This window comes from Streptomyces sp. NPDC059248 (assembly GCF_042753905.1).
Lineage (GTDB): Bacteria > Actinomycetota > Actinomycetes > Streptomycetales > Streptomycetaceae > Streptomyces.
This window is the reverse complement of sequence record NZ_JBHYZV010000041.1, coordinates 1-23,802: the sequence shown is the minus strand read 5'-3', so window position 1 is coordinate 23,802 and position 23,802 is coordinate 1. Positions and strand designations below refer to the sequence as shown.

General features: G+C 72.7%; 19 protein-coding genes, 4 tRNA genes and 1 other RNA gene. 9 read left to right on the top strand and 15 right to left on the bottom strand.

Annotated elements, in window-relative coordinates:
- Positions 1-93 precede the first annotated feature (93 nt).
- From purM to purS, 9 genes are all read right to left on the bottom strand, one after another.
- Complete coding sequence (purM, locus tag ACFXG1_RS19065; RefSeq protein ID WP_384711127.1) at positions 94-1,191, bottom strand: phosphoribosylformylglycinamidine cyclo-ligase; 1,098 nt, start codon at positions 1,189-1,191, stop codon at positions 94-96.
- 138 nt (positions 1,192-1,329) lie between these two features.
- Positions 1,330-2,847, bottom strand: coding sequence for an amidophosphoribosyltransferase (gene purF / locus ACFXG1_RS19060; RefSeq protein ID WP_384711124.1), 1,518 nt, complete (start codon positions 2,845-2,847; stop codon positions 1,330-1,332).
- 143 nt (positions 2,848-2,990) lie between these two features.
- Positions 2,991-3,479, bottom strand: a complete 489-nt coding sequence (locus ACFXG1_RS19055) for an META domain-containing protein (RefSeq protein WP_384711121.1) — start codon at positions 3,477-3,479, stop codon at positions 2,991-2,993.
- A gap of 117 nt (positions 3,480-3,596) precedes the next feature.
- Entirely contained in the window at positions 3,597-4,403 is an 807-nt protein-coding gene (locus ACFXG1_RS19050) for a sterol carrier family protein (protein WP_384711117.1), read from the bottom strand.
- A 10-nt stretch (positions 4,404-4,413) separates the two neighbouring features.
- A complete protein-coding gene (locus tag ACFXG1_RS19045; protein ID WP_384711114.1) occupies positions 4,414-5,364 on the bottom strand; it encodes a M23 family metallopeptidase in 951 nt (316 codons plus the stop codon).
- Between the two features lie 42 nt (positions 5,365-5,406).
- Positions 5,407-5,949: an ArsR/SmtB family transcription factor gene (locus ACFXG1_RS19040; RefSeq protein ID WP_384711111.1), complete on the bottom strand. Its 543-nt coding sequence runs from the start codon at positions 5,947-5,949 to the stop codon at positions 5,407-5,409.
- 188 nt (positions 5,950-6,137) lie between these two features.
- Positions 6,138-8,387 (bottom strand): phosphoribosylformylglycinamidine synthase subunit PurL, encoded by a 2,250-nt coding sequence (gene purL / locus ACFXG1_RS19035; RefSeq protein WP_384711108.1) that lies wholly within the window; start codon positions 8,385-8,387, stop codon positions 6,138-6,140.
- A gap of 37 nt (positions 8,388-8,424) precedes the next feature.
- Positions 8,425-9,105 carry a phosphoribosylformylglycinamidine synthase subunit PurQ gene (gene purQ / locus ACFXG1_RS19030; RefSeq protein ID WP_384711105.1) on the bottom strand — a complete coding sequence of 227 codons (681 nt, stop codon included), beginning with the start codon at positions 9,103-9,105 and terminating at the stop codon, positions 8,425-8,427.
- Complete coding sequence (purS, locus tag ACFXG1_RS19025) at positions 9,102-9,350, bottom strand: phosphoribosylformylglycinamidine synthase subunit PurS (RefSeq protein WP_384711101.1); 249 nt, start codon at positions 9,348-9,350, stop codon at positions 9,102-9,104. The genes purQ and purS overlap by 4 nt, the downstream gene beginning before the upstream one ends.
- Before the next feature lie 441 nt (positions 9,351-9,791).
- Between purS and ACFXG1_RS19020 the strand changes: the two genes are divergently transcribed.
- The 8 genes from ACFXG1_RS19020 (at position 9,792) to ACFXG1_RS18985 (ending at position 14,863) form a co-directional block, all read left to right on the top strand.
- Complete coding sequence (locus tag ACFXG1_RS19020; protein ID WP_384711096.1) at positions 9,792-10,130, top strand: Lsr2 family protein; 339 nt, start codon at positions 9,792-9,794, stop codon at positions 10,128-10,130.
- Positions 10,131-10,497: 367 nt separating this feature from the next.
- Positions 10,498-10,569: transfer RNA gene (locus ACFXG1_RS19015), tRNA-Gly, on the top strand.
- Positions 10,570-10,647: 78 nt separating this feature from the next.
- Positions 10,648-10,720: transfer RNA gene (locus ACFXG1_RS19010), tRNA-Gly, on the top strand.
- Between the two features lie 223 nt (positions 10,721-10,943).
- The gene (locus ACFXG1_RS19005; protein WP_384713687.1) at positions 10,944-11,861 is read left to right on the top strand and encodes an ABC transporter ATP-binding protein; all 918 of its coding nucleotides are present in this window, start codon (positions 10,944-10,946) and stop codon (positions 11,859-11,861) included.
- Between the two features lies 1 nt (position 11,862).
- Positions 11,863-12,672: an ABC transporter permease gene (locus tag ACFXG1_RS19000; protein ID WP_384713690.1), complete on the top strand. Its 810-nt coding sequence runs from the start codon at positions 11,863-11,865 to the stop codon at positions 12,670-12,672.
- A gap of 29 nt (positions 12,673-12,701) precedes the next feature.
- A complete protein-coding gene (locus ACFXG1_RS18995) occupies positions 12,702-14,162 on the top strand; it encodes a sensor histidine kinase (RefSeq protein WP_384713693.1) in 1,461 nt (486 codons plus the stop codon).
- A complete protein-coding gene (locus ACFXG1_RS18990) occupies positions 14,159-14,767 on the top strand; it encodes a response regulator (protein ID WP_384713696.1) in 609 nt (202 codons plus the stop codon). The genes ACFXG1_RS18995 and ACFXG1_RS18990 overlap by 4 nt, the downstream gene beginning before the upstream one ends.
- 23 nt (positions 14,768-14,790) lie before the next feature.
- A tRNA-Gly gene (locus ACFXG1_RS18985) sits at positions 14,791-14,863 on the top strand.
- Positions 14,864-14,950: 87 nt separating this feature from the next.
- Here the strand turns inward: ACFXG1_RS18985 and ACFXG1_RS18980 are convergent.
- The 6 genes from ACFXG1_RS18980 to ffs all read right to left on the bottom strand — a co-directional run bounded on the left by ACFXG1_RS18980 (position 14,951) and on the right by ffs (position 23,600).
- On the bottom strand, positions 14,951-15,853 hold the full coding sequence (locus ACFXG1_RS18980) for a phosphoribosylaminoimidazolesuccinocarboxamide synthase (protein WP_384743706.1): 903 nt from the start codon (positions 15,851-15,853) through the stop codon (positions 14,951-14,953).
- A gap of 195 nt (positions 15,854-16,048) precedes the next feature.
- On the bottom strand, positions 16,049-17,521 hold the full coding sequence (locus ACFXG1_RS18975) for a N,N-dimethylformamidase beta subunit family domain-containing protein (RefSeq protein ID WP_384713702.1): 1,473 nt from the start codon (positions 17,519-17,521) through the stop codon (positions 16,049-16,051).
- A gap of 143 nt (positions 17,522-17,664) precedes the next feature.
- On the bottom strand, positions 17,665-19,476 hold the full coding sequence (locus ACFXG1_RS18970) for a hypothetical protein (RefSeq protein ID WP_384743751.1): 1,812 nt from the start codon (positions 19,474-19,476) through the stop codon (positions 17,665-17,667).
- 454 nt (positions 19,477-19,930) lie between these two features.
- Positions 19,931-21,184, bottom strand: coding sequence for a phosphoribosylamine--glycine ligase (gene purD / locus ACFXG1_RS18965; RefSeq protein ID WP_384743703.1), 1,254 nt, complete (start codon positions 21,182-21,184; stop codon positions 19,931-19,933).
- A 59-nt stretch (positions 21,185-21,243) separates the two neighbouring features.
- Positions 21,244-23,445, bottom strand: coding sequence for a DNA polymerase III subunit gamma and tau (locus tag ACFXG1_RS18960; protein ID WP_384709869.1), 2,202 nt, complete (start codon positions 23,443-23,445; stop codon positions 21,244-21,246).
- Between the two features lie 56 nt (positions 23,446-23,501).
- Positions 23,502-23,600: signal recognition particle sRNA small type (gene ffs, locus ACFXG1_RS18955), an RNA gene on the bottom strand.
- A 72-nt stretch (positions 23,601-23,672) separates the two neighbouring features.
- Here ffs and ACFXG1_RS18950 point away from each other — a divergent pair.
- A tRNA-Ser gene (locus ACFXG1_RS18950) sits at positions 23,673-23,760 on the top strand.
- Positions 23,761-23,802: the final 42 nt, after the last annotated feature.

The window sequence follows — 23,802 nt, the reverse complement described above, 5'->3', positions numbered from 1 at the left end:
GAAGCCGTACGCGCCCCCAGGCCTGGTCCGAGCCGGCGGAAGCACGGTCCTTCGCACCGCGGTGCCGCCGCGCTCCGCCGTCCGTCCCGTCCGTCAGACCGCGTAGTCGCCGACGAGCGCCGCGCCCGTGGTGTGCTCGCCGCGGTCGGTGATCTCACCGGCGACCCAGGCGTCCACGCCCCGGTCGGCGAGTACGGTCAGGGCGACGTCCGCCGACTCCTGCGGCACCACGGCGATCATGCCGACGCCCATGTTGAGGGTCTTCTCCAGCTCCTCGCGCTCCACCTGTCCGGCCCGGCCGACCAGGTCGAAGACGGGGCCGGGGGTCCAGGTCGAGCGGTCGACGACGGCGTGCAGCCCGTCCGGGACGACCCGGGCCAGGTTGTTGGCGAGCCCGCCGCCGGTGATGTGGCTGAAGGCGTGCACCTCGGCGGTCCTGGTCAGCGCCAGACAGTCGAGGGAGTAGATCCGGGTGGGCTCCAGCAGCTCCTCGCCGAGCGTCCGGCCGAACTCCTCGATCTGCTGCTCCAGCGCCATGCCGGCCCGGTCGAAGAGCACGTGCCGGACGAGCGAGTACCCGTTGGAGTGAAGGCCGGAGGAGGCCATCGCGATCACCGCGTCACCCGTACGGATACGATCCGCGCCCAGCAGCCGGTCGGCCTCCACGACGCCCGTTCCGGCGCCGGCGACGTCGAACTCGTCCTCGCCCAGCAGCCCGGGGTGCTCGGCGGTCTCGCCGCCGACCAGGGCGCAGCCCGCGAGGACACATCCCTCGGCGATGCCCTTGACGATCGCGGCGACCCGCTCGGGGTGCACCTTGCCGACACAGATGTAGTCGGTCATGAAGAGCGGCTCGGCGCCGCAGACCACGATGTCGTCGACGACCATGCCGACCAGGTCGTGGCCGATGGTGTCGTAGACGCCCAGCCGGCGGGCGAGGTCGACCTTGGTGCCGACGCCGTCGGTGGCGGAGGCCAGCAGGGGGCGCTCGTACCGCTTGATGGCGGAGACGTCGAAGAGCCCGGCGAAGCCGCCGATGCCGCCGAGGACCTCGGGGCGGCGGGTCTTGCGGACCCACTCCTTCATCAGCTCGACGGCGCGGTCGCCCGCCTCGATGTCGACGCCCGCGGCCGCGTAGCTGGCACCGGCGGGCTCGGGGGACCCGGTGGTCGCAGGGGACTCAGTGGTCATGACAGGGGGCTTTCTGGTCGTCAGTGGACGGCACGGCGGTCACCGGCGTCACGTTCGGCACCGGCGGCGGCACCGGCACCGGTGGGATCACCGGCGCGGCGGCCGACGGCGTCGGCGGTACGCGCGGCGGCGCGTCGGTCACGGCCGCCGCAGCGCGTCGGCGGCGTCGGAGCCGCCCGCCAGCTCGGATTCGAGGAGCTGCTTGCCCAGCAGCTCGGGGTCGGGCAGCTCCATCGGGTACTCCCCGTCGAAGCAGGCCCGGCAGAGGTTGGGCTTGGCGATCGTGGTGGCCTCGATCATGCCGTCGATGGAGATGTACGCGAGCGAGTCGGCGCCCATCGACGTACCGATCTCCTCGATGGTCATCCCGTTGGCGATCAGCTCGGCGCGGGTCGCGAAGTCGATGCCGAAGAAGCAGGGCCACTTCACCGGGGGCGACGAGATCCGGACATGGATCTCGGCGGCGCCCGCCTCGCGGAGCATCTTGACCAGGGCGCGCTGGGTGTTGCCGCGGACGATGGAGTCGTCGACGACGACCAGGCGCTTGCCCCGGATGACCTCGCGCAGCGGATTGAGCTTGAGGCGGATGCCGAGCTGGCGGATGGTCTGGGACGGCTGGATGAAGGTCCGGCCGACATAGGCGTTCTTGACGAGCCCGGAGCCGTAGGGGATCCCGCTGGCCTCGGCGTATCCGATGGCGGCCGGGGTGCCGGACTCCGGGGTCGCTATGACGAGATCGGCTTCGGCGGGTGCCTCGGCGGCCAGTTTCCGGCCCATCTCGACCCGGGAGAGATAGACGTTCCGTCCGGCGATGTCGGTATCGGGGCGGGCCAGATAGACATATTCGAAGACACAGCCCTTGGGCTTCGCATCTGCGAATCGGGAGGTACGGATGCCGTTCTCGTCGATGGCGATCAGCTCGCCGGGCTCGATCTCCCGGACATAGCTGGCGCCGCAGATGTCGAGGGCGGCGGACTCGCTGGCGACGACCCAGCCCCGGTCGAGGCGGCCGAGGACCAGGGGCCGGATGCCCTGCGGGTCACGGGCCGCGTAGAGGGTGGACTCGTCCATGAAGACGAGGGAGAAGGCGCCCATCACCTGCGGCAGGATCCGGGCGGCGGCCTGCTCGATCGCCAGCGGCTTGCCGTCGTCGTCGATCTGTCCGGCGAGGAGGGCGGTCACCAGGTCGGTGTCGTTGGTCGCCGCGACCTGGGTGGCGCGGCCGTCCTGGCGGGGCAGCTCGGCGACGAGCCGGGCCAGTTCGGCCGTATTGACCAGATTGCCGTTGTGGCCGAGGGCGATGGAGCCGTTGGCCGTCGCGCGGAAGGTGGGCTGGGCGTTCTCCCAGACGGAGGCGCCGGTCGTCGAGTACCGGGCGTGCCCGACGGCGATATGGCCCTTGAGGGAGCCCAGGGATGTTTCGTCGAAGACCTGGGAGACCAGTCCCATGTCCTTGAAGACGAGGATCTGTGAGCCGTTGCTGACCGCGATTCCCGCGGATTCCTGGCCTCGATGCTGGAGGGCGTAGAGCCCGAAGTAAGTGAGCTTTGCGACCTCTTCTCCCGGGGCCCAGACCCCGAAGACGCCACAAGCGTCCTGGGGGCCCTTCTCGCCGGGGAGCAGATCGTGATTGAGTCGACCGTCACCACGTGGCACGGCACCGAGTGTAGGCGAGATCGACCACTGGTCCGAATTGGGGAGAACCTCGTCACATTCCGGAGCGGTCCGGTGGACCGGCCGCGGACCCTCGGCGGAGGGGGTCCGGACCGGTCCGGGACCGGTCCCGGGTCGCTCCTGGGTCAGTGCGCGGTGGCCCGCAGGGATGTGCCCTTCGGCCCGCCGAGGGTGAGGTCGTGGCCGTCGACCGTGTACGTCACGGTGCCCTCCAGCACCTTCTTCACCCGGTCCTCCAGGTCGCTCCTCGCCCCGGGGCAGAGCTTCTTGGTGCTGATGACGGGCTCCAGGGTGATCGTGTCGCCGACGGCCTTCGCCTTGGCCGAGAAGCCGTTGCAGCCCAGGTTGCCCTGGAGGAGGCCGTCCTTGCCGAGGGTGAAGTGGGCGGCCCGCTCGGCGCCCTTCGGCAGACCGCCCGGGGTGACGTCCGTCACCTTCCACGCGGTGCCGGCGAGGGGCCGGGGCGAGGGTTCGGCGGAGACCCGGTCGCCGGGGGCGGCGCCGTTCGTCTCGCCGGGGTTCCTGCCCGAGCCGTCGTCGTCGCCGCATCCGGCGGCGGTGAGCAGCGCGAGCAGGGTCAGAGCGGATATGAGGGTACGCGGCAGCCTTCGCATGGCCCTGGGACGGGAGGGGGCGGCTTTCGGTTCCGGCCGGGACCGGGGCCGCCGGGGCGGGACCCGGGCCGTACCGCGGGGGCCGGGGCCGTACCGCCGGGGGCGGACCGGGCGGAATCAGCCCGGGGCGGGCAGGACGGGCAGAACCGGCAGGACGGCGGAGAGATCGGCCCGTTCGCCGCTCGCGGAGAGCCGGGCGGAGTCCAGCGCGTCGGCCCAGCCGAGCCGTCCGGTGGCCAGCCGGATCCAGGTCGGCGGATCGGTCTCGACGACATTGGGCGGGGTGCCCCGGGTGTGCCGGGGGCCTTCGACGCACTGGACGACGGCGTACGGCGGGATCCGGACCTCCACCGAGCCGCCGGGCGCCGCGGTCGCGAGGGCGTCGGCGAGGAGGCGGGTGGTGGCGGCCAGGGCGTCGCGGTCGCGGGGGACGTTGATCCCGGCCGGCGCGAGGGCTTCGTCGAGGTCGTCGGCGAGGACGGTCAGCTCGACGGCCCGGGTGACCAGGTAGTCCGGGAAGCGCATGGGCCCGGCGCCGGTGCGGACCCGCCGGGTGTCGGGGGTGGTGGTGACGGCCGTGGCGATGTCGTCGGCGAACCCGTCGTACGTCTCCGGGAGCGGCCGGGTGTCCTCGCCGCCGGGCCCGGTGCGGGCGCGGGCGGCGGGCCACCGCTCCAGGACGAGGACGTCCTCACCGGGCGCCGGTTCGGGCGCGGCGGTGACGGCCACGATGTCCCGGGCCGCGCCGTGGAGCCAGGCCACGAGGTCGCCGACGGTCCGGTCGCCGCCGAGCCGGGTGGGCAGGGCGAGCTGCTCGGGCGTGAGGTCGGCGACGGCCGCGCGAACGGAGCCGTACTGCGTGAGGACGGCCCGCCGGAGCTTGGCGGAGTCGTAGCGGCGTGCGCGCTTCTTGGCCGGGGGCATGGGGTCGAGGTTAGAGGGTGCCTCTGACAGAGGTGTCTGTGATGGCGGTGTCCGCGACGGACGCGGCGGTCTCGGGGGTGTCGGTCTCGGGGGTGTCGGCGCCGGGCTCCGGGGCGGTGAACGCCTCGCCGTTGGCGGGCAGCTCCATCCCCCGCCAGCGGAACGGGACAGGGCGTGCCAGCTCGGGGTCGGCCCGGTCCATGAGCTGGAAGTGGACATGGGGTTCGGTGGAGTTGCCGGAGTTGCCGCAGCGGGCGATGGGCTGCCCGGCGACGACCCTGTCGCCCTCCTGCACGGTCAAGGAGCCGCGCATGACGTGGGCGTACAGCGCGTAGGTGCCGTCACCGAGGTCGAGCACCACATGGTTGCCGACCACGCGCCAGGGGCTGACCAGGGACCGGGCGAGGCCCTCCAGCACCATCAGATAGATCACCATCGGCAGCGAGCTGCGGCTGAGATGGTCGCGCTGGCCGTCCCGGGCCCGGACGACGGTGGCGTCGGCGGTCGCCAGCAGCGGCATCCCGTAGGCGGGATAGGCCGAGCTGCGGCGGACCAGGGGCCAGAGCCAGCTGAAGCCGGGGTTCCCGCCCGGGACCGGTTCGGCGACGATGTCGATGGCGTACGTCTGCCCGTACAGATGGGTGCCGTGGCTCGGGATCTTGTCGACGGGGCTGTTGTGGGCCACCCAGCGGCCCGTGACGGGCACCCCGACCTCGACGGGCGGGGGCGGCTCGGCGGCGCGGTGCTCGGCGCGGTAGAGCCGGGCCCGGACCAGTTCGAGGGCGGCGGCGACGACGCCGGGGGCGACGGCCGTGATCCAGCCGCCGGGCCGCGACAGGAACAGGTCCCAGAGGACCATGACGCCGAAGAGCCACCAGAAGACCCCGGCGGTCTCGGACAGCAGCCGGTGCTTGAGGTCGCGGCGGCGGCGGGCCGCGGAAGGTGTCGATGGTGCGGGCATGGGCTCCCCCGGTGGCGTACGGGTCCGTCGGGCGACGGACGGTCAGGGCTGGGCGGCCAGGAAGGCGACCAGCAGTGGCACGGTCCTGGCGGGCGGGACGGCGTACCGTCCGCGGCCCGCGGTGTGCAGCCAGCCCGAAGCGGTGAGCTGGCGGAGATGGTGGTAGATCTGGCCCGAGGTGCCGAGGTCGTCGAGTTCGGCCAGCTCGGCGGCGGTGCGCCGGCCGCCGAGGATCTCCCGCAGCAGCCGGAGCCGTACCGGATGGCCGAGGGCGGCCAGGGCGTCGGACACCGTCGTCCAGTCCCGGTCCAGCAGATCGGCGGTGAGCGCGCCGAACTGCCATTCGTACCGCTCGCCGGTGGGCAGCCGGACGTCCCCCGTGTAGAGCACCCCGCCGTCCTCGGCACCGAGGACCGCGAGCTGCTCCTTGAAGGCGTTGAGGGCCCAGAAGCTGTCGCCGTCACCCTCTTCGCGGCCTTCGTCCGGTCCGGCCGCCGGGGACGGTACGGCCGACCGCCGTTCTTCCCGTTCCTCCAGTGCGGCCAGCCGGATCTCCAGCTCCGCGACGCGCTGCTCCAGATCCATGACACCCATCCTACGTAGTTACGGAATTACGTGCAATCAACATTTCGAAACCGGGGCCGGAGCCGGGACCGGCGGGCGGGGACGGCGGGCGGGGACGGACGCCCGGGGACGCCCGGGGACGGATACGCCGAGCCCCCGCCCGCGGGATCGCGGACGGGGGCTCGGCGCCGTACTGAACCGGGCGTTCGTCAGGCCAGCAGGGCCGGGATCGTCTCCTCGTGCGCCGTACGCAGCTCGGCCAGCGGGATCGAGAACTCCCCCTGCACCTCCACCGTGGCGCCGTCGACCACACCGAGCCGGGTCGCGGGCAGTCCGCGGGCACCGCACATATCGGTGAACCGCAGCTCCTCACTCCTCGGTACGGCCACGACGGCGCGCCCGGCCGACTCGCTGAACAGCAGCGTGAAGGCGTCGAGCCCGTCCGGGACGACCAGCCGGGCGCCGTGGCCGCCGCGCAGACACGACTCCACGACCGCCTGCACCAGACCGCCGTCGGAGAGGTCGTGCGCGGCGTCGATCATCCCGTCGCGGGATGCGGAGATGAGGATCTCGCCCAGCAGCCGCTCACGGTCGAGGTCGACCGCCGGAGGCAGCCCGCCGAGGTGGTCGTGGACCACCTGCGACCAGGCCGAACCGCCGAACTCCTGCCGGGTGTCGCCGAGCAGGTAGAGCAGCTGGCCCTCCTCGGCGAAGCCGATCGGGGTACGGCGGGTGACGTCGTCGATCACACCGAGGACCGCCACGACCGGCGTCGGGTGGATCGCCGTCTCACCGGTCTGGTTGTAGAGGGACACATTGCCGCCGGTGACCGGCGTGCCCAACTGCAGGCAACCGTCCGCGAGACCACGGGTGGCCTCGGCGAACTGCCACATCACACCCGGGTCCTCCGGCGAGCCGAAGTTCAGGCAGTCGGAGACCGCCAGGGGCCGGGCACCGGAGGCGGCGACATTGCGGTACGCCTCCGCGAGCGCCAGCTGGGCGCCCGCGTACGGGTCGAGCTTGGCGTACCGGCCGTTGCCGTCGGTCGCCATCGCCACACCGAGGTTGGTCTCCGCGTCGATCCGGATCATGCCCGCGTCCTCGGGCTGGGCGAGCACCGTATTGCCCTGCACGAACCGGTCGTACTGGTCGGTGATCCACGCCTTCGACGCCTGGTTGGGCGATGACACCAGACGCAGCACCTGCTCCCGCAGCTCCGCCGCGTCCTTCGGACGGGGCAGCTTGCCCGCGTCGTCGGCCTGGAGGGCGTCCTGCCACTCGGGGCGGGCGTAGGGGCGCTCGTACACCGGGCCCTCGTGGGCGACGGTACGCGGCGGTACGTCGACGATCTGCTCGCCGTGCCAGAAGATCTCCAGCCGCTCGCCCTCGGTGACCTCACCGATGACGGTCGCGATGACGTCCCACTTCTCGCAGATCTCCAGGAAGCGGTCGACCTTGCCGGGCTCGACGATGGCGCACATCCGCTCCTGCGACTCGCTCATGAGGATCTCCTCGGGCGAGAGGGTCGCGTCGCGCAGCGGCACGGTGTCGAGATCGATCCGCATCCCGCCGGAGCCGGCGCTGGCCAGCTCGCTCGTGGCGCAGGAGAGTCCGGCGCCGCCGAGGTCCTGGATCCCCGCGACCAGCTTCTCCGCGAAGATCTCCAGGGTGCACTCGATGAGCAGCTTCTCCTGGAAGGGGTCGCCGACCTGGACGGCGGGCCGCTTGGCCGGGCCGGTGCTCTCGAAGGTCTCCGAGGCCAGCACGGAGACCCCGCCGATACCGTCGCCGCCGGTCCTGGCGCCGTACAGGATCACCTTGTTGCCGGGGCCCGACGCCTTGGCGAGATGGATGTCCTCGTGCCGCATCACCCCGATACAGCCCGCGTTGACCAGCGGGTTGCCCTGGTAGCAGGAGTCGAAGACGACCTCGCCGCCGATATTGGGCAGCCCCAGGCAGTTGCCGTAGCCGCCGACGCCCGCGACCACGCCCGGCAGGACGCGGCGGGTGTCGGGGTGGTCGGCGGCGCCGAAGCGCAGCGGGTCGACCACGGCGACCGGGCGGGCGCCCATGGCGAGGATGTCGCGGACGATGCCGCCGACGCCGGTGGCCGCGCCCTGGTAGGGCTCGATGTAGGAGGGGTGGTTGTGCGACTCGACCTTGAAGGTGACCGCGTAGCCCTGGCCGACGTCGACGACGCCCGCGTTCTCGCCGATACCGACGAGCAGGGCGTCGCTCTCGGGGGCCTTCTCACCGAACTGCCGCAGATGCACCTTGCTCGACTTGTACGAGCAGTGCTCGGACCACATGACCGAGTACATGGCCAGTTCGGCGCCGGTCGGGCGGCGGTCGAGGATCTCGCGGATCCGGGCGTACTCGTCCTCCTTGAGACCGAGTTCGGCCCACGGCTGTTCGGCTTCGGGGGTACCCGTGGCGTGCTTGACCGTGTCCAGGCTCATGCTGCTGTTCCCTCTGTGCTCACAGGTGCGCCCGCGCTCATGCCGCGACCAGCTTCTTGATGACCGACGTGAAGAAGGGGAGGCCGTCGGTGCGGCCGGTGCCGATCAGCGGCTCCACGGCGTGCTCCGGGTGCGGCATCAGACCGACGACGTTGCCCTCGGCGTTGGTGATCCCGGCGATGTCGCGGAGCGACCCGTTGGGGTTGGTGTCCAGATAGCGGAAGGCGACCCGGCCCTCCGCCTCCAGCTCGTCGAGGACCCGCTCGTCGGCGACGTAACGGCCGTCGATGTTCTTCAGCGGTACGGAGATCTCCTGGCCCGCCTCGTAATCGGCGGTCCAGGACGTGCCGGCGTTCTCCACCCGCAGCCGCTGATCGCGGCAGATGAAGTGGAGATGATTGTTCCGGAGCATGGCGCCGGGCAGCAGATGGGACTCGGTGAGGATCTGGAAGCCATTGCAGATACCGAGAACCGGCATGCCGGCCCTGGCCTGCTCGATGATCGTCTCCATCACCGGCGAGAAGCGGGAAATGGCCCCGGCGCGCAGATAGTCGCCGTACGAGAAGCCACCGGCGAGGACCACGGCGTCCACCTGGTGGAGATCTTTGTCACGGTGCCAGAGCGACACGGGTTCGGCACCCGCGAGGCGTACCGCCCGCAGACTGTCCCGGTCGTCGAGCGTGCCCGGGAACGTGACGACTCCGATACGAGTTGTCACGACTCGTCTACCTTTACAACGAAATCCTCGATGACGGTGTTGGCGAGAAACGTCTCGGCCATCTCATGGATACGGGCGAGGGCGTCGTCGTCGACCGGTCCCTCGACCTCCAGCTCGAAACGCTTTCCCTGACGTACGTCCGCGATGCCGTCGAATCCGAGGCGGGGCAGTGCGCGCTGCACCGCCTGGCCCTGCGGGTCGAGGATCTCGGGCTTGAGCATGACGTCGACTACGACGCGTGCCACGGGCACTCCCGGGGTGATGTGGTGCGAAGGCGGTCGTCACAGCGTACCCGGCCAGAAAATCTACTCGCGTAGATATCCGGTGTGCCCCGCATGGGGGCCGGAGAGCACATACAGAACACGCGTGGCGGCATACCGGACACCACCCGGAAGTCCGGCGCGAGAACGGCTGAAGGACAGCAGAAGGGCGACGGAAGGACGGTGGAAGGACGGCGGAAGTCCGCCGGGAAGTCCGCCGGGAAGTGCTCCGCGAAACGCGCGGACAATTGCACGGGCTTCACAATGGGCCGTCGACCGCTGTACAAAGGAATGCGTAACCCTCATTGCCGGAAAGTCGGTATCACCCCATCCGGAGCCGGTGAAGACAACCGGCTCGCCCGTTTACCCGGCCGTCCGGCCGGGCAGCGTCTCGTGATGCGATACCGCGGGAAAGGACCGATATCCGTGGCTCAGCGAGTAGTGGTCGCACTCTTCGACGACATCGACGGGGGAGAAGCGGCGGAAACGGTCACGTTCGGTCTGGACGGAAAGTCGTACGAGATCGACCTCAATACCGCGAACGCGAAGAAGCTGCGCTCGGCGCTGGCGCCGTACCTGGCGGCCGGCCGCAAGCAGTCCGGGCGGCGGCCCATGGGCGGGCGCACCCGGGCCACGTACAAGCACACGGCGCTGGAGCCGGCGCCCGCCGCGGTGCGCGCCTGGGCGCAGTCCAACAAGATGGACGTCCCGGCGCGCGGGCGGATTCCGAAGGCGGTGTACGAGGCCTTCCGCAAGGCGAGTTGACCGGCCCGGGCCCTCGGATTCGGGGCCCCGCGGGGTCGCCGCGCCCGCGGGGTCTCGCCCCTCCGGGCGGGGTCGCGGGGCGGCGGGCCGCCGTCCCGTGGCCGGGCGCGGGCCGTCCGCGGCCGGTCGCACGGCTCCACCCACCGCGGGAACCCGGCGCCCGGTGACCGGTCTCCGGCTCCTCGGTCTCCGGGGCGCGGGCCCCACGAGGGCCGGACCCTCCCCGCGTCCCGCGGGGCGCTTCGCCGGGGAAGATCCACTGGTGAACCGGAGGGGTGGGGTTCCGAGTTGCGCGACACCCCGGGGTGTCGGCTAAAGTCTGACTCACGCCGAAGGGCAAGGCCGAAAGGCCCCACCTCAGCAGCGTGCGGGTGTAGTTCAGTAGTAGAACATCCCCCTTCCAGGGGGAAGGCGCAGTGTGCAATCCCTGTCACCCGCTCTCATCGCTGGCATCGACCACTCCGGTGGATCAGGTACAGTGGTGTTCGCGCCGCCGGTGAAAGCCGAGCTGGAGCATGCGGACGTAGCTCAGTTGGTAGAGCGCAACCTTGCCAAGGTTGAGGTCGCCAGTTCGAACCTGGTCGTCCGCTCAGTGAAAGGCCCCGATCGAAAGATCGGGGCCTTTGTCATTCCTGCCGTCGTCCCTCCTGATCGTTCCCGGGCGATGACACCGGGCGATGACACCGGGCGATGACACCGGGCGATGGCGGCGGGCGATGGCGGCGGGCGATGGCGGCGGGCGATGACAAATGTCATCGAGGCCCATGACAGCCCGCACTGCCCGCGGGCCCCGGGGCGCGGAAATCTTGAGGCATGACCACAGACCAGCACGTGATCGCGGCGAAGGACCTCCGGCGCAGCTATTCCGGTGGCTACGAGGCCGTCCGCGGGATCTCCTTCTCGGTGGCGCGCGGCGAGATCTTCGCCCTGCTCGGGACGAACGGCGCGGGAAAGACGTCGAGCGTCGAGGTGCTCGAAGGGCTGACCGCCCCCACGGCGGGATCCGTACGCGTCCTCGGCCACGACCCGTACCGCGAGCGCTCCGCCGTCCGGCCCCGGATCGGGGTGATGCTCCAGGAAGGCGGCTTCCCCTCCGATCTGACGGTCGCCGAGACCGCCCGGATGTGGGCGGGCTGCACCAGCGGGGCCCGGCCGGTCGCCGAGGCGCTGGACCTGGTCGGTCTGGGGGCGCGGGCCAAGGTCCGGGTCAAGCAGCTCTCCGGCGGTGAGCGGCGGCGGCTCGATCTGGCGCTGGCGCTGATCGGCCGGCCCGAGGTCCTCTTCCTCGACGAGCCGACCACGGGCCTGGACGCCGAGGGGCGGCGCGACACCTGGGACCTGGTGCGGGCCCTGCGGGACACCGGCACGACGGTACTGCTCACCACCCACTATCTGGAGGAGGCGGAGGCGCTGGCCGACCGGCTGGCGATCATGCACAAGGGCGTGATCGTGACCTCCGGTACGCCCGCCGATGTGACGGCGTCCCGTCCGGCGCGGATCCGTTTCCTGCTGCCGCCGGGCGTGGCCCCGGCCGTACTGCCGCTCTCCCTGCGGGCCGCGGCCGACGGCAGGCGGGTGGAGATCCGTACCCATGAGCTCCAGGAGTCCCTGGAGGAGTTGCTGAGGTGGGCCCGGGAGTCCGGGCACCGGCTGGAAGGGCTCGACGCCCGCGCCGCCTCCCTCGAAGAGGCGTTTCTCGAGATCGCTCAGACGGAAATGGCGGGTGTGTGACATGGCGACGACGGAGCTGACGAAGAGCACGGCGACGGAGGTCCGGGGCACGACGGCGGCGGGGCGGCTGGCCGCCCTCGGCCGGGCCGAACTGACCCTGCTGCTGCGGAACCGGGCCGCGCTCTTCGTGGCGCTGGCACTCCCGCTGCTGATGGTGCTGGCGATGCAGTCGTCGCTGAAGGAGCTGGACCTCGACAAGGTGCGGATGTCCATCGCCGAGGCGGCCGTCATCGGCGGAACCGGCTTCATCCTGCTGCTGGTGATCCATGTGAACCTGGTCTCCGCCTATGTGGCGCGGCGCGAGGAGCTGGTCCTCAAGCGGCTGCGTACGGGCGAGATCTCCGACCGGGAGATCCTGGCCGGGACGGCGCTGCCCGCCGTCGGTCTGGCGCTCGCCCAGGTCGTGCTGCTGGTGGCGGCGTCCATAGCGCTGCTCGACGTCGGCGCGCCGAAGCGGCCCGATCTGCTCTTCGCCGGGGTGGCGCTGGGCGTCGTCCTGCTGGTCGCGCTCTCCCTCGTGGTGTCGGCCGTGACCCGTACCGTGGAGAGCGCGCAGCTCACCACCATGCCGGTCTATCTGATCTCCGCCCTGGGCTCCGGTCTCTTCGTGCCGCTGGAACTGATGCCGGACAGGGTCGCCTCGGTCGCCGAACTGCTGCCGATGACCGGGGTGATGACCCTGATCCGCGACGGTTGGGTAGGAGTCTCCGACAGCAAGGAGCTGCTGGGCGCCGCCGTGACCGCTTTGGTGTGGATCGGGCTCTCGGTGTTTGCTGTGAACCGGTGGTTCCGGTGGGAGCCGCGTCGCTGACCAGCGGTTTCATATCTCGGGAGGGTGTTGTGCGAGTCAAGGGCTGGACGGGGCGCAGTGGGCTCGCCAAGGCCGATATCTACACCCGGGGCACCGTGTACACGGTCTACTGGATCACGGCGCTGCTGTTCGTGCTGATGATCGTCACCCGGCCCGTGCGGGAGAACGCCCCGGTGGTCGCCGGGTTCGGGCTGGTGACGGGGATGGTCTCGGCGCTCGTCGGCGCCCGGCTGCTGCGGTACGCGATGGACTCCTATCTGGGGCGGGGCAAGGTCCCCCGGCGGCTGCTGGCCGCGGGCGCCGCGCTCGCCACCATGAACACCGCCCTCGGGGTCGGCCTGGCGGTGGCCGGCTCCGTCGACCAGCTCGACGAAGGGGTGGCCTATCTGATCGCCGGGGGGCTGCTGCCGTTCCTGACCGCCCACAGCCTGCTCGTACCGGCCAGGACGACGGTTCTCGTCCAGGCCGGGGCGCTGGTCACGGTCGTGGCGGTGCTGGCGGTCGACGGCTACTCCCTCGGCGAGCTGGTTCCGATCACGATCGCGGCCGGTTTTCTGACCGGCTGGCTGGCCTTCACGGCGATCGCCTCGGTCTGGCTGCTGAAGATCATGTGGGAGGTACGGGACGCCCGGGACGCCCAGGCCCGGCTGGCGGTCGCGGAGGAGCGGCTGCGGTTCGGCCGCGATCTCCATGACGTGATGGGACGGAATCTGGCGGTCATCGCGCTCAAGTCCGAGCTGGCGGTGGAGCTGGCCCGGCGCGGCCGGCCGGAGGCCGTCGACCAGATGACGGAGGTGCAGCGGATCGCCCGGGACTCGCAGCGGGAGGTCCGTGAGGTCGTCCGGGGCTACCGGGAGGCGGATCTCGGGGTCGAGCTGGAGGGGGCGCGGTCCGTACTCGGCGCGGCGGGCATCGTCTGCACGGTCGTCGCCGGGGACATACCGGAGCGGCTGCCGGGCGGGACCAGGTCGGCGCTGGCGTGGGTGGTGCGGGAGGCGGTGACGAACATCCTGCGGCACGGGGACGCGCGGCGCTGCACGATCTCCGTCGGTCTGGTGGACGCTTCGGTGGTGCTGGTGGTGGAGAACGACCGCGCCGACGCCTCGTCGTTCCGGCCGGGCGGCGGCGGTTCGGGCCTCGCGGGGCTGCGGGAGCGGCTGACCGCCGTGGGCGGCACGCTGGAGGCCGACCGGGTGCGGGGGGCCAGGTTCCGGGTCACGGCGAGCGTTCCCCTGGACGGGTCGGGGGCGGGGGCCGCCGGGCCCGGGGGCGGTACGGCCGAGGTCGCGGCGGAGGGCGGTGCGGCCGGAGTCGTACACGAGGGCGGTACGGCCGGGGTCGTACAAGAGGGCGTACGGGAAGACGGTGCCGGTCATGGGGCGTCCGGCTCGTCGGGGGCATCGGGGCCGTCGGCGTCGGCGGTGTCGTCTGGGGTCCCTGCGGCCGTGCGCGCGCTGCGGCTCCGCTTCCGGGCCGGGGGTGCCGCGTGACCGTCCGGCTGCTGCTCGCCGACGACGAGCATCTGATCCGGGGCGCGCTCGCCGCGCTCCTCTCCCTGGAGGACGATCTGGAGGTCGTCGCCGAGGCCGCGTCCGGGCCCGAGGCGCTCGCCATGGCCCGGACCCACCGGCCCGATGTCGCCGTGCTCGACCTCCAGATGCCGGGCGCAGACGGTGTGAGTGTCGCCACATCCATCCGGGCCGAACTCCCCGACTGCAAGACCATGATCGTGACCAGTCACGGGCTGCCCGGCCATCTCAAACGCGCCCTCACCGCGGGGGTGCGCGGCTTTGTGCCCAAGACCGTCAGCGCCCAGCGGCTCGCCGAGATCATCCGTACCGTGCACGCCGGGAACCGGTACGTCGACCCGGAGTTGGCCGCGGACGCGATCTCCGCCGGGGACTCACCGCTGACCGCCCGGGAGGCGGAGGTGCTGGAGCTGGCGGCCGACGGGGCGCCGATCGCGGAGATCGCCCGGTGGGCCGCCCTGAGCCAGGGGACCGTACGGAACTATCTCTCCTCCGCGGTCTCGAAGCTCGGTGCCGAGAACCGGCACGCGGCGGCCCGGATCGCCCGGGAACGCGGTTGGGTATAGTTGGCAGCGCGCGAAGGCGCGACGCGGACGTAGCTCAGTTGGTAGAGCGCAACCTTGCCAAGGTTGAGGTCGCCAGTTCGAACCTGGTCGTCCGCTCGGTGGAAAGGCCCCGATCGAAAGATCGGGGCCTTTGCCGTTCCCGGATCCCGGGCCCTCGGGTTCCCGCGTCCCGGGTTCCCGGGCTCAGGACCAGGACGTGCCGGTCAGGATCTCGTACGCCTCCACGTACTTCGCCCGGGTCGCCTCGACGACCCGCTCCGGCAGCGGCGGCGGGGGCAGCTCGCCCACCCGGTCCCAGCCGGATTCGGAGGACGTCAGCCAGTCCCGTACGTACTGCTTGTCGAAGGACGGCTGGGCGCGGCCCGGGGCCCAGCGGTCGGCGGGCCAGAAGCGGGAGGAGTCGGGCGTGAGGACCTCGTCCGCCAGCACCAGACCGCCGTCGGCGTCCCGGCCGAACTCGAACTTGGTGTCGGCCAGGACGATGCCCCGCTCCCGCGCGATGCCCCGGGCCCGGCCGTAGACCGCGAGCGTCGTCTGCCGCAGCAGCGCGGCCGTCTCGGCGCCGACCCGGCGGGCGACCTCCTCGTACGAGACGTTCTCGTCGTGGTCGCCGACATCGGCCTTGGTCGCCGGGGTGAAGATCGGCGCGGGGAGTTCGGAGCCGTCCGTGAGCCCATCGGGGAGCGCGAGGCCGCAGACCGTACGGGTCTCCCGGTACTCGGCGAGCCCGGAACCGGTGAGGTAGCCGCGGGCCACCGCCTCGACCGGGATCATCTCCAGCGACTTGCAGACCAGGGTGCGGCCCGCCCAGTCGGCGGGGGCGCCCGGCGGGAGTTCGGTGCTCAGTACGTGGTGCGGGACGAGGTCGGCGAGCTGGTCGAACCACCAGAGCGACAGCCGGGTCAGGACCCGGCCCTTGTCGGGGATCTCCGTCGGGAGCACCCAGTCGTAGGCCGAGATGCGGTCGGACGCGACCATCACGAGATCGCCCGCGCCGTTCCGGTACAGCTCGCGCACCTTGCCGGTGTGGAGGTGGACCAGCCCCGGCACCTGCGGCGCTTCGGGCTTTTCGACGAATCCGGACACGGCTGCTCCTCGTGGTTTCCGACGTGCGTGATTCCGATTCTCTCAGTCGGCCGGTCCGCGGCGGTCGCGAGGGGCTCGGTCCCCTTCCGCTCGGTCCCGTTCTCCTCGGTCCGGTTCCGCTCGGTCCCGTTCTCCTCGGTCCGGTTCCGCTCGGTCCTGTTCTCCTCGGTCCCGTTCCACTCATTCCCCTTCCGCTCAGTCCCGTTTGCAGATCCGGTCGAGGAGGTTGGCCGTGGCGCGCTGGATCCGGGGGTCGACCCGGCCGGGCCGGTCGAGCGCCGGGGGCCAGGCGAAGGTGCCGGAGGCGAAGACGAGGGCGCCGGAGGGCGCGCGGTACAGGGACGTCTCCTGATGGCGCCGGACCCCGGCGGCGTCGGTGTACGGCGAGTGCGCGAGCAGGATCCGCCGCAGATGCTCGGGGAGCGCCGTCCGCGGGAAGTAGCGGTCGGCCTCCCCGGCGACCAGGCCGGGCAGTTCGTCGCCCTCGGCGGCGCCGGTGGCCTCCCAGAGCCAGTGATCCGCGTTCCGTACGACCAGGGGGTACGGCTCGGGGACCCGGCCCTCGTACTGGATCCCGAGCAGGAGTTGCTCGGCCCGGTCGGCTTCCCGCCACAGCGCCGACCGGCCGGGGCCGCGGCGTCTGCGGCAGGTCAGCAGGCGGTCCGGGGCGCCGGACGCGGACGCCGCCAGCTCGGCCTGCCAGGAGAGGGTGCCCGCGGAGAGGAAGACGAGGGACGTCCCGCGGTCGCGCGCGGCCTCGGCGGCCCGGCGCATGGGGACGGACCAGTACTCGTCGCGGCCGGGGAAGACCAGGCCCCGGTAACGGGTCGGGTCGACCCGGCCCGCGTGCAGATCGCGGCCGTCTGCGTAGGCGAGGTCGTAGCCGTACCGCTCGGCCCAGCGGATGGTGTCGTAGGCGTGGCCGGCGAGCGGCGGGAGGCCGGAGCCCGCGTACGGACGGTCGAAGGAGACGGTGGTCGCCGCGTGCTCCTCGCCCAGCAGCCGGCCGTCCCCGTCCCGGGCGTGGTGGAGGCTCGCGCCGGTCCGGCCGTCGGAGCCGTCGCCCGGGTAGAGGTTGTACGCCTGCCAGGTGAGGTCGGGGATGACCAGCAGCAGATCGGCGGGGCGGTCGTCGCGGACCGTGAAGGGGATATGGGTGCGATGGCCGTCGACCGTGGTCAGGACGGCGACATGGGCGCCGGGGGCCCAGGACGACGGGACCCTCAGCCGCCAGGAGAGCCACCAGTGGTGACAGGAGACGGTACGGCCCGCGGCGAGCGGCGGCGGCTGGACGAGGCCGGGGAGCCGGGGGCTGGTGGCGACCTTGACCGCGCCGCGGCCCGCGTAATGGCCGATGCGGTAGACGTCGACGAGGAACGGCCGGGGCGGGTCGACGGTGATGTGGAAGTCGAGGCTCTCGCCGGGGGCGACCGGGCCGTTGGAGACGAAGCCCTTGATCCGGCCGACGTCCGAGGTGCCGTTGCCGTCCGTGGTCCCGACGCCCCGGGTTCCGCCGCCGTCCTTGGGCCCCGTGTCCCGCATACCGTCGCGCCCCTTCTCGTACGCCCTCGTAACGCCCTCGTACGCACTCTCGTGCTCGCGCGCGGTCGCGGCCGTACGCCGCTCCTCCCCGGGGCGGGGCGGGTCCGCCGAACCAGGCCCCAGCACATCACATTACGCGCTCGGACTGTCACCCTTCGTCGTGAGAATGGCCCCGGTCGAGCGGTGGGCGGCCGGTTTTGCGGGGGTCGTCGCGGGTAGCTCCGCGCGACCGCTCCGGGTGGGGGCCCGGAGCCGGAGCGGCCCGCGCGTCAGACGAGACGTACCGGCTTCTCGGTACGGATGCCGGTGGTGGCGAGCCAGGCGCGCAGGGGCCCGGGGTCGCCGTCCTCGGTGAGGGTGAGGACCCGGGAGCCCAGATCCGCGCAGCGTTCACCGCGGAACAGCAGGGCCGGGCCGTCGAGCCAGTCGAGCCCCGGGCGGGCCCCGGCGGTGTCGACGGCGGCGCAGCAGACCATGGCGGTGACGTGGTCGGCGAGCAGTTCCCGGCCGGTGCGCGGCGGCTGGAGGGGAAAGAGGGGCAGCGGGTCGGCGCCCCAGCCGTGGGGCGCCTCGACGGCACCGGGCCCGGACCCCTCCACAGCGGCGCCCGAGCGGGCCCGGTCGGCCTCCTCCCGGGCGACGGCGGCGCCGATCCCGGCGGCGAGCCGGTCCCCCGCCTCGGGACCGGGACCGGTGAGCCGGGTCAGGACGCGCTCCAGGGTCGCCCCGGCGGCGGGTGCCGCCTTCAGCTCGTCGAGGACGCGGTGGAGCCGGGCCGCCTCCGTACGCCACTTCCGGTCCACGACCTCCTCCGGATACTGCCGCCAGTCGACGGGCGACCAGTCGGGTCCGGCCTCGGCGGGGCCGCCGTGGAAGAGGCGGGCGGCGAGGAGGGACGCCGCCTCGTCGATCGCGCCCGGCTCCTCCAGCAGATCGCAGGCGGGCCGCTCGCCGAGGCGGGTGGCGAAGCCCTCGGCGAGCCGGTCGCGGCGGGACAGCTCGGTGAGGGCGGAGACCACCCCGGCATCCAGCCGGGAGGGCCAGCGGCCCATCCGCCAGGCGGGCAGCGCGACCCGGGTGAGCAGCCGGTCCCAGCCCGCGTAGGCGAGCCCGACCTGCTCCTGGGCGACGATCCGCAGGCCGTAGTCGACGGTCTGGGCGCGCTCGGACGCGGCGGCGGCGACGCCGCGCTCCATCTCGGCGGCGTGCGTCCGGCAGGCGCGCAGCAGCACCCGGGCGATCCACGCGACGAACCCGAGGGCGAGCCGGCGGGGCAGACCGAGGAGCCGTAGCAGCCCGGCACCGCGGGCGCGGTCGCGGGCGCCCGGGGGTGCGGCGGTGACGGCCCCGGCGGCCCCGTCGGCCCCGGCAGGACCGACGGACCCGGGCACCCAGGCCGACCCGGCGGGACCGGCCGCGAGGGCGACCGCGGCGTCCAGACCACGGACGAAGCGGCGCGCTCCGGCTATGTCGGGCTGGGCCGCGGAGGCCGTGCCCGCCACCACGGGCGCGAGCAGGGCCCGCAGCTCGGCCACCCGCATCCACCACAGGAACGGGGACCCGATGACCAGCACGGGCGCGTCGGCCGTCCGCCGCTGCCCGGGCGCGCCGGGGGATTCCGGTGGGCCCGGGGTGCCCGGCCGGATCGCCCGGAACGGTCCGTGCGCCGGATGCGTACGGTCCTCCAGCCAGCTGTCGCAGTCGGGGGTCAGCGCGAGCGCGGAGGGCGCGGGCACGTCCAGCCGGTCGGCCAGCTCCCGGACCAGTCGGTAGAGGTCGGGGGCGGCGCGCTCGGAGAGTTCCACGGTGGGGCTGAGGGCGGGCCTGGCGCGGGCGATCACCGCCGCGACACCGAGCGCCAGCACCCCCACGACGACGGCGGCGACCACGGCGACCATCCGGGCGGTGTCCCAGCCCGAACCGCTCATATGGCCGGTGTTCCCGCCCGCGACGAGCACCACGGCCACGGCCGCGGGCAGGATCGCGACGGCGACGGCTCTGCCGCGGATCCGCAGCACCGCCAGCGCCCGTGAGCGCGCGGCCCGCGCGCCGATCGACGTCGACTCACTGATCCCGGTAATGGACACGACCGGTCCTCACCCCCTCTGCCCCGCGACGGTGTGGGTGGTGCACTCCACCCACTGTGGCACCCGCCACCGACATCGCAATGCCGGTGGGCCAAGTGCCGGAACGCCTCCGCCGCACCATAGTTGGGGCGGTCGCGGCCGTCATCCGGATGGCCGAGCGTCACCCGATGGAATGGCTTTGGTCAAAGGTGATGACGAATGGGCGGAGAGTGTGAGTTCCCCGTGGAGATGACGTGAATACGCAGGTCATCCGCCGGGACCGGCCGGACGTACGAAGCAGGGAGCGAGGCAGACGTACGAACGGGTGTACGAGCCGGGCACACACGGCGGACCCACGAGAACGGGGCGGGCACACGAGACGGCCGCACGAGAACGGGGCGGAAGGGGCACGTACCCCCTCCCGCCCCGCTCCCCGGCAGTCCCTGCACCGGCACCGCGGTCGCGACGGCTAGCGCGCCTCGGCTGCCGTGAGGGCGATGTCCGTACGGTGGTGGGAGCCGTCCAGCCGGATCCGGCCGACGGCCGCGTAGGCCCGCTCGCGCGCCTCGCGCAGATCCTTCCCGGTCGCCGTGACGGACAGCACCCGGCCGCCGGCGCTGACGACGGCGTCGCCCTCGCGTCGGGTCCCGGCGTGCAGCACGTACGCGTGCGGCTCGTCCTGGTCGGCGACGTCCGCGAGGCCGTCGATCGGGTCGCCCGTACGGGGCGTGCCCGGGTAGTTGTGGGAGGCCACGACCACGGTGACGGCGGCGTCCTCGTGCCAGCGCAGCGGCGGCGCGTCGGCGAGGGTGCCCTTGGCGGCGTGGAGCAGCAGCCCCGCGAGAGGGGTCCGCAGCCGGGCCAGGACGACCTGGGTCTCGGGGTCGCCGAACCGGGCGTTGAACTCGATGACGCGGACGCCGCGCGAGGTGATCGCGAGGCCCGCGTACAGCAGTCCGGCGAAGGGCGTGCCGCGGCGGCGCAGTTCGTCGACCGTCGGCTGGAGGACGGTGTTCAGGACGTCGTCGACGAGCTTGGGGTCGGCCCAGGGCAGCGGCGAGTAGGCGCCCATGCCGCCGGTGTTGGGGCCCGCGTCGCCGTCGAGGGCGCGCTTGAAGTCCTGGGCGGGGGTGAGCGGGACGACGGTCTCGCCGTCGGTGACGGCGAAGAGGGAGACCTCGGGGCCGTCGAGGTACTCCTCGATGACGACCCGGTCGCAGGCGAGGGCGTGCTCGCGGGCGGCGGCGAGGTCGTCGGTGACGACGACGCCCTTCCCGGCGGCGAGCCCGTCGTCCTTGACGACGTACGGGGCGCCGAAGGCGTCGAGGGCCTCGTCGATCTCGGCGGCGTTGGTACAGACGTAGCTACGGGCGGTGGGCACCCCGGCCGCGGCCATGACGTCCTTGGCGAACGCCTTGGAGCCCTCCAGCTCGGCCGCCTCCCGGGAGGGGCCGAAGCACGGGATCCCGGCGGCGCGCACGGCGTCCGCGACCCCGGCGACGAGGGGCGCCTCGGGGCCGACGACGACGAGACCGGCGTCCAGTTCGGCGGCGAGGCGGGCGACGGCCGCCCCGTCGAGGGCGTCGACCGGGTGCAGCTCGGCGACTTGGCCGATGCCCGCGTTGCCCGGCGCGCAGTGCACGGCGGTGACGTCGGGGTCGAGGGAGAGAGAGCGGCACAGGGCGTGTTCGCGGGCGCCGCCGCCGATGACGAGGACCTTCACGGGCGTCAGCCTATCCGCCGCGCGGCCCGATGCCTGTACGGCCCTCCTAAGACCGGGGGCTACTCATTCGTATATTCCTCCAGCACGGTGGCGCCCAGCTCGCGCACGATCAGCTCGTGGCCGGAGAGCGCGGAGTCGACGAGATCGGGGTCGTCGTCCTCCGGGATGTCGTCCTCGGGGGCGACGGGCGGCGGCCCGGAACGCGCCGACGGGGCCGGGGGCTCCGGCGGGGGCGGCGGCGCGTCGGCGCCCGGCTGCGGGGCCGGGGGACGCTGCGGTACGGCCGCGGGGGCGGGAGCGCTCGGCGCGGCCGGGGGGCCGTTCCTGGGCGGAGCGGGGGGCGCCTGGGGCGGGCGTCCGCCGCCGTAGCCACCGCCGCCTCCGGCTCCGCCGCCACCACCGCCGCCGTATCCGGCGCTGCCGGGGCCTCCGGCGCCGCCGGTGGGGTCGACGATGGCCTCGATCTTCCAGTGGACGTTGAACTGCTCGGTGAGCGCCTGGCGCAGCACGTCCTCGCTGCCGCTGCTCGCGAAGTTGTCGCGGGCCCCGGGATTGAGGAAACCGATCTGGAGGGTGGTGCCGTCGAACCCTGCGACCTGGGCGTTCTGGCTGAGCAGGATCCAGGTGAAGCGCCGCCGGTTCTTCACGGCCTCCAGGATCGAGGGCCACATGTTCCGTACCTGGGCCGCGCCCTGGGCCGCCGCGGCCGACGGGGCCTGGGCGGCGGGCTGCCCCTGCGGCACGGCGGGCGCCGGGGCGACGGGAGCCGCCGCGGGGGGCTTGGCGCCCTCCCCGGGGGCGGTGGCGGTGGGCCACCCACCGGGCCGCCGCGCCGCCCCGTCACCGGGCGCCGCGGCACTGGGCCACGCCCCGGGCCGGGCCTGCGGCGCTTCCTGAACGGGCGGCGCGGGCGGTGCGGCCTGAGCCACGGTCTCGGGCTGCGCCACCGGCGCGGATACGGATTCGGGGGCGACCGGCGCCGGAACGGCCTGCGGAGGCGGAGCCGGGGGCGTATGCGCGGCGGCCTCGGGTCCGGGGACGTACCCCATCGCCGGACCACCGGCCGGGCCGGCCTGGCTGGTCGGGAACGCCGCACCCGCGGCGGCGCCCCGCTCCAGCCGGTCGAGCCGGGCCTGTACGGACCGCTCGTCGTCGAAGGCGGCGGGCAGCAGCACCCGGGCGCAGATCAGCTCCAGCTGGAGCCGCGGCGACGTGGCCCCGCGCATCTCGGTGAGACCGGTGTTGACGAGGTCGGCGGCGCGGCTCAGCTCGGCGGCGCCGAAGACGGACGCCTGCCCCGCCATCCGCTCCACGACATCGGTGGGGGCGTCGATGAGCCCCTTCCCCGCGGCGTCCGGCACGGCGGCCAGGATCACCAGATCGCGCAGCCGCTCCAGCAGATCGGCGACGAACCGCCGGGGGTCGTTCCCGCCCTCGATGACCCGGTCGACGACCTCGAAGGCCGCGGCCCCGTCCCCCGAGGCGAAGGCGTCGACGACGGCGTCCAGCAGCGACCCGTCCGTGTACCCGAGAAGGCCGGTGGCCATGGCATAGGTCACACCCTCCTCGGTGGCACCCGCCAGCAACTGGTCCATCACGGACATCGAATCCCGTACGGACCCGGCCCCGGCCCGCACGACCAGCGGCAGCACCCCGTCCGCGACGGGGATCTTCTCCTGCCCGCAGACCTCGCCCAGATAGTCCCGGAGCGTCCCGGGCGGCACGAGGCGGAACGGATAGTGGTGCGTACGCGACCGGATGGTCCCGATGACCTTCTCGGGCTCGGTGGTCGCGAAGATGAACTTCAGATGCTCCGGGGGCTCCTCGACCACCTTCAGCAGGGCGTTGAATCCCTGCGGGGTGACCATATGGGCCTCGTCGATGATGTAGATCTTGTACCGACTGCCGGCCGGCCCGAAGAACGCCTTCTCCCGCAGGTCACGGGCGTCGTCCACACCACCGTGCGACGCCGCGTCGATCTCGATGACATCGATGGACCCCGGCCCGTTGCGCGCGAGGTCCCGACAGGACCGGCACTCCCCGCAGGGCGTCGGCGTCGGCCCCTGCTCGCAGTTCAGACAGCGCGCCAGGATCCGCGCACTGGTCGTCTTGCCGCACCCCCGCGGACCGCTGAACAGGTACGCGTGATTGACCCGGTTGTTCCGCAGAGCCTGCTGCAACGGGTCGGTGACATGCTCCTGCCCGATGACCTCGGCGAATGACTCCGGGCGATAGCGGCGGTACAACGCAAGCGACGACACACCTACGAGGCTATCGGTCCCCACCGACAACCGTCCCCCACGCCCACACCCCCACCAACGCAAGCGCCCCCCACGCACCCGCCAGAGCCGACCTACCCTTGCTGCCTTCCGGCCCTGGGGGAGTTCAGTCAGATAGCGCCACGTGAGGGGCTGCGCACAGGGTACCCGATGCGCGGGGGTGGGAACGAGTTCGCGAGCACTCCTCCGCGTCTTGTATTGTTTGCCGCGGAGGATTCGCCTAGTGGCCTAGGGCGCACGCTTGGAAAGCGTGTTGGGGGCAACCCCTCACGAGTTCGAATCTCGTATCCTCCGCCAGTGCCTCACCGGGCACTAACGTCGAAGGGCCCCACCGCAAGG